This is a genomic window from Mesorhizobium sp. M5C.F.Ca.IN.020.32.2.1, from assembly GCF_004023105.1.
Taxonomy (GTDB): domain Bacteria; phylum Pseudomonadota; class Alphaproteobacteria; order Rhizobiales; family Rhizobiaceae; genus Mesorhizobium; species Mesorhizobium wenxiniae.
On the sequence record NZ_RZSX01000526.1, the window covers coordinates 1 to 4,567 of the forward strand.

Genomic DNA, 4,567 nt, shown 5'->3' on the forward strand with positions numbered 1-4,567 from the left:
CTCCTCTGCCGGCCGATGGTCAACGAAATCCCCTCCCCTAGCTGCGGTTGATCTCGGGGTCGTAGAAGCTGGCGCTGCTGACGCCCGACTTCAGATTGTCGGGAACGATCAGCCGGGGAACGCCTCCGAAGAAACGAAACATCCGGACATGCGAGCCGATCCAGTCCGGGAGCGTTTGCGTCCAAGTTGCCTCCGCAAAGGTGAAGCTGGATGCGCCGAGCACTGCCACGAAGATCTCTGCCTCGCGGATCTCACCGGTCTTGCGATCAACAATCGGGATCTTCTTGCCGGAATAGTCGACGAAGACCTTGTCGCCGGCCGCATGCTCCTGGCGCATCATCGGCGAAAGCCGCTGCTCGAAACTGCGAAAGAGTTCGCAGAAGCGGCTAATATGTTCGGCATAACACTTCACCTGTTATGTTGCGGCCAAATTTATGTTGCGTCTCCGGGGGATGAGCCAAGGATGTCAGTGATTTCCTTGGCCCAAGCCGCCACATAAGAAGAACGGCGATGGTAGTTCGCTACAGGGCTTTCAGGAATGCCATTAATGACGGCAGAGATCGCTGCCGTGGGGGCTCTTTCAAGCCGCTGACTTCAACCTTGGCCAACGCCTTTGCCTTCATTTCCAGATCAACCTCGGCGTAGATGTGCGTGGTGTCCAACGACACATGGCCGAGCCAGGCGCGGATCGTGTCGATATCGACGCCGGCACGCAGGAGGTGGACGGCTGTCGTGTGACGAATCGTATGGGGCTGACGCGCTTCGTGGCCACGGCCTGACGCGCTTCGTGGCCACGGTCGGCACGGTTTTTCTCGCCATGGCGGCATATTGCGTCACGACGCGGTGTATTCCGAACCGTGTCAAAGGTTCCTTCATCCGCCCCAGAAAGACTGCATCGCTCCTATCCCGATCGGTCACGAGGCGAGCCAGCGATATCGCACGACGACGCGACACTTGAGCGGCTGCTGTTTGGCCGTGCCGGTCGTCCGCCGCAAGACCTAAGCGAACCGAACTTTGCGCTGATCGCCAGGGAGTTGAAGCGCAAGGGGGTGACGCTGACGCTGTTGTGGCAGGAGTATCGCGCCGCCAACCCCGACGGCTACGGCTACACCTGGTTCTGCGAGCACTTCGCCGCTTTCGAGCGCCGGACGAGCGCGACATTCCGCAACCGGCATGCGGCGGGCGCGGTGATGCAGACGGACTATGCCGGGCAGACGGTGCCGGTGATCGATCCGGCGACCGGCATCATTTACCCGGCGCACATTTTTGTCGCGGTGCTGGGCGCCTCCAATCTGACCTTCGCCTTTGCCAGCTCCAGCCAGAAGCTGCCGGACTGGATCGAGGGCCAGGTGCGAGCGCTCGCCTTCTTCGGCGGCGTCACCAGAGCGATCGTGTGCGACAACCTGAAGGCCGGTGTCGTCAAGACGCTGTGGTTCGAGCCGACGCTGAACGCGACCTTTGCCGCGATGGCCGAGCATTACGACACCACCATCCTGCCGACCCGCAGCCGCAAGCCGCGCGACAAGGGCAAGGTCGAAGGCGCGGTGCTGATTGTCGAGCGCTGGATTCTGGCGCGGCTGAGGAACCGATCCTTCTTCTCGATCGCCGAGCTCAACGCGGCGATCGCCGAACTGCTCGAGGAGCTGAACAACCGGCCGATGCGCCATGTCGGCCAAAGCCGCCGCGAACTGTTCGGGGAGATCGAGCGGCTGCCTTGAAGCCGCTGCCGGCGGCACCGTTCGAATACGCCGAGTGGAAGTCGGCGAAGGTCCATCCTGACTACCATGTCGAGGTCGACAAGACCTTTTACTCGGTGCCGCACCGGCTGATCGGGCGCACCGTCGAGGTGCGGCTCACGCATCGAGTGGTCGAGATCTTCCACGATCACCAGCGTGTCGCCAGCCATGTCCGTCGCTCACAGCGTTCCGGCCATGTCACCGTCAACGAACACATGCCCAAGGCGCACCAGCGCTACGCCAACACCACGCCGGCCAGCCTGATCAGCAGGGCGGCCAGGATCGGCCCCAACGCCGCCATCCTGGTCGAGCGCATGATGCGCGACCGGCCGCATCCGGAACAGGGATATCGCTCGGCCATGGGCATCCTGTCGCTGGCGCCGCGCTATGGGCCGGAGCGTCTCGATGCCGCCTGCGAGCGGGCGCTGCTGATCAACGCGATCGCCTACTCCTCCGTCACCGCCATCCTCAAAGCCGGCCTCGACCGGGCCAGCTCCGCAGAACCGGCAAAGCCGACACCCCAGACGCCAACATCCGCGGCTCCACCTATTACCGTGAAGGAAAAAGAAAGAATGCTGACGAACCCTACCCTCGACCAGATGCAGGCCCTCGGTCTGGCCGGCATGGCTGCCGCCTGGCGCGAACTGGCCGAACGCAACAACGCCAACGAACTCAGCCGTGACGAGTGGCTCGGCCTGATGCTCGACCGCGAGGTCGCCATGCGGGCCGACAAGCGCGTCCGGAACCGGCTCGCCTCAGCCAGGCTGCGCTTTCCCGAAGCCTGCATCGAGGACATCGACTTTGCCGCGCCGCGCGGACTCGACCGGCGCAGCACCATGGCGCTCGCCCAGGGCAAATGGCTGAAAACTCATGAGAACCTGATCGTCACCGGCCAGACCGGAACCGGCAAGTCGTGGCTGGCCTGCGCCTTCGGACGGCAAGCGGCACGGCTCGATCATTCCGTGCTCTATGTGCGCGTGCCGCGCCTGTTCGAGGATTTGGCGCTCGCTCGTCTCGATGGCCGCTTCCCACGCCTCATCGACAAACTCACCCGCGCGCAACTGCTCATCCTCGATGACTTCGGAACTCACAGCCTCACCGACCAACAGCGCTTCCATCTGTTCGAAATCGTCGAGGAACGCTATCGCCGCAAATCCACCCTGATCACCGCCCAGCTCCAGGGCGACGCGGGCCTTCCGTAACGAGACGAGCAGCCGCTCCAGTAGGACTTCATCCAATTCGGATGCTAGGCCCGAAACGCCGGTCGTGCTCAACGATCCGGTCCTGTATCGACACTACGGTTTCATAACGAGCTACAAGGCTCGTGAGGACTTCCTGATGATCGGAGGTCATACGCTGCCCGTTCTGGGCAAGGAGCGGGCATCAAGCTTAAGGCGTTCATAAAGAACGGCCTCATCGAACTCGCCGTCCGAGAACAGTGCCATTACGCTCACGCTCAGGCGCTCCGCCTGCATGCTACTAACGGAGATACCTGCCTCGGCGCAGACACGATCAAAGACCTGCTTCAACAAAGCCAGGTCGCTGGGATAGGCAATGCCACTCATTGAGCTGGTGTTACTGACCATAGCTGTTCCTCCCATTAGGGCGGAAGGGTGGCCGTCGCTCAACGGCGATGCCACATGTAAATCGCCGATGGAAGCAGGCTACTCCGATTCATGCGGAGAGTCTGGGAAAGGGCTGCTAGAGTTCTGCTCACCGAAGTCGCGCCTCCCGAGACAGAACCCAAGCAGCGATCCTTGGTCAATTCCAAGATATCAAGAGTTGGAAACGTACCAAACAGAGGATGGGGATGTTTGGTATTCAGTGAGGCGCTTTCTATGGACACGCTCAAGTGGCTTCTCAGCTGCTGAACTGCGGCATGCACTAAATCGCCACCTGTGTTCCGATCTCGACGACGCGTCCGGTCGGGATCTGGAAATATTCCGTTGCGTCGGCCGCCGTGCGCGCCAGCCCGATGAACAGCTTGTCCTGCCAGACCGGCATGCCGGAATTGGGCGAGGCCTTGAGCGAGCGCCGCGACAGGAAGAAAGAGGTCGTCATGATGTCGAACTTCCAGCCCTGCTTGCGGCAGATCGCCAGCGCGCGCGGGATATTGGGCTGCTCCATATAGCCGAAGGTCAGCGTCACCCGCATGAACAGCTCGTTGATCGTTTCCATCTTGACCCGGTCACTGTCGGGCACGACGGGTTGTTGCGCCGTCACCACCGAGAGGATGACATTCTGTTCGTGCAGCACCTTGTAGTGCTTCAGGCTGTGCATCAACGCGGTCGGCGCGCTGGCGGGATCGCTGGTCAGGAACACGGCCGTACCGGACATCAGCTGCGGTTTCCTCTTCAACAGATTGCCTGCAAGGGAATCGAGCGGAATCTCGTTCCTGCGCGTCTTGTCGAATAGATACCTGGTGCCTCTTATCCAAGTCCACATGGTCATCACGATCACTGCGGCAATGGCAAGCGAGGCCCAGCCGCCTTCGAATACCTTGACGATGTTGGCTGCAAAGAAGCCGGTATCGATGAAGACGAACACCGCCATTAAGGCTATCGCGACGCCGAGCGGCCATTTCCAGATGCGCGTCATGACGACATAAAGCAGTATGTTCGTCACCAGCATGTTGCCTGTCACCGAAATGCCGTAGGCCGAGGCAAGCTTGCTGGATTCGCCAAAGCCGACCACCAGCAGCATCACCACGAGCGCCAGTAGCATGTTGACGCGCGGCATATAGATCTGGCCGGATTGTCTTTCCGACGTATGCAGGATTTCCAGGCGCGGCAGCATGTTGAGCTGCACTGCTTGCCTGGTCAGCGAGAAAG

At 61.2% G+C, this 4,567-nt stretch carries 3 protein-coding genes and 3 pseudogenes; 2 read left to right on the forward strand and 4 right to left on the reverse strand.

All coding sequences use genetic code 11. From position 1 onward, the window contains the following. Nucleotides 1-40 precede the first annotated feature (40 nt). Both EOA86_RS23415 and EOA86_RS23420 read right to left on the reverse strand, forming a co-directional pair. Nucleotides 41-388: pseudogene (locus tag EOA86_RS23415) on the reverse strand (IS21 family transposase); the annotation flags it as partial. A gap of 133 nt (nt 389-521) precedes the next feature. Next, entirely contained in the window at nt 522-827 is a 306-nt protein-coding gene (locus tag EOA86_RS23420) for a tyrosine-type recombinase/integrase (protein WP_206516950.1), read from the reverse strand. Nucleotides 828-890: 63 nt separating this feature from the next. Here EOA86_RS23420 and istA point away from each other — a divergent pair. Then, nucleotides 891-2,292 (forward strand): annotated as a pseudogene (gene istA / locus EOA86_RS23425) (IS21 family transposase); the annotation flags it as partial. Between the two features lie 16 nt (nt 2,293-2,308). After that, nucleotides 2,309-2,911 (forward strand): annotated as a pseudogene (locus EOA86_RS23430) (ATP-binding protein); the annotation flags it as partial. Nucleotides 2,912-3,085: 174 nt separating this feature from the next. Here the strand turns inward: EOA86_RS23430 and EOA86_RS23435 are convergent. Both EOA86_RS23435 and EOA86_RS23440 read right to left on the reverse strand, forming a co-directional pair. Next, a complete protein-coding gene (locus EOA86_RS23435) occupies nt 3,086-3,322 on the reverse strand; it encodes a hypothetical protein (RefSeq protein ID WP_091600251.1) in 237 nt (78 codons plus the stop codon). Between the two features lie 298 nt (nt 3,323-3,620). Beyond that, on the reverse strand, nt 3,621-4,567 hold a 947-nt coding region (locus tag EOA86_RS23440; RefSeq protein WP_206630110.1), incomplete at its 5' end, for a KUP/HAK/KT family potassium transporter.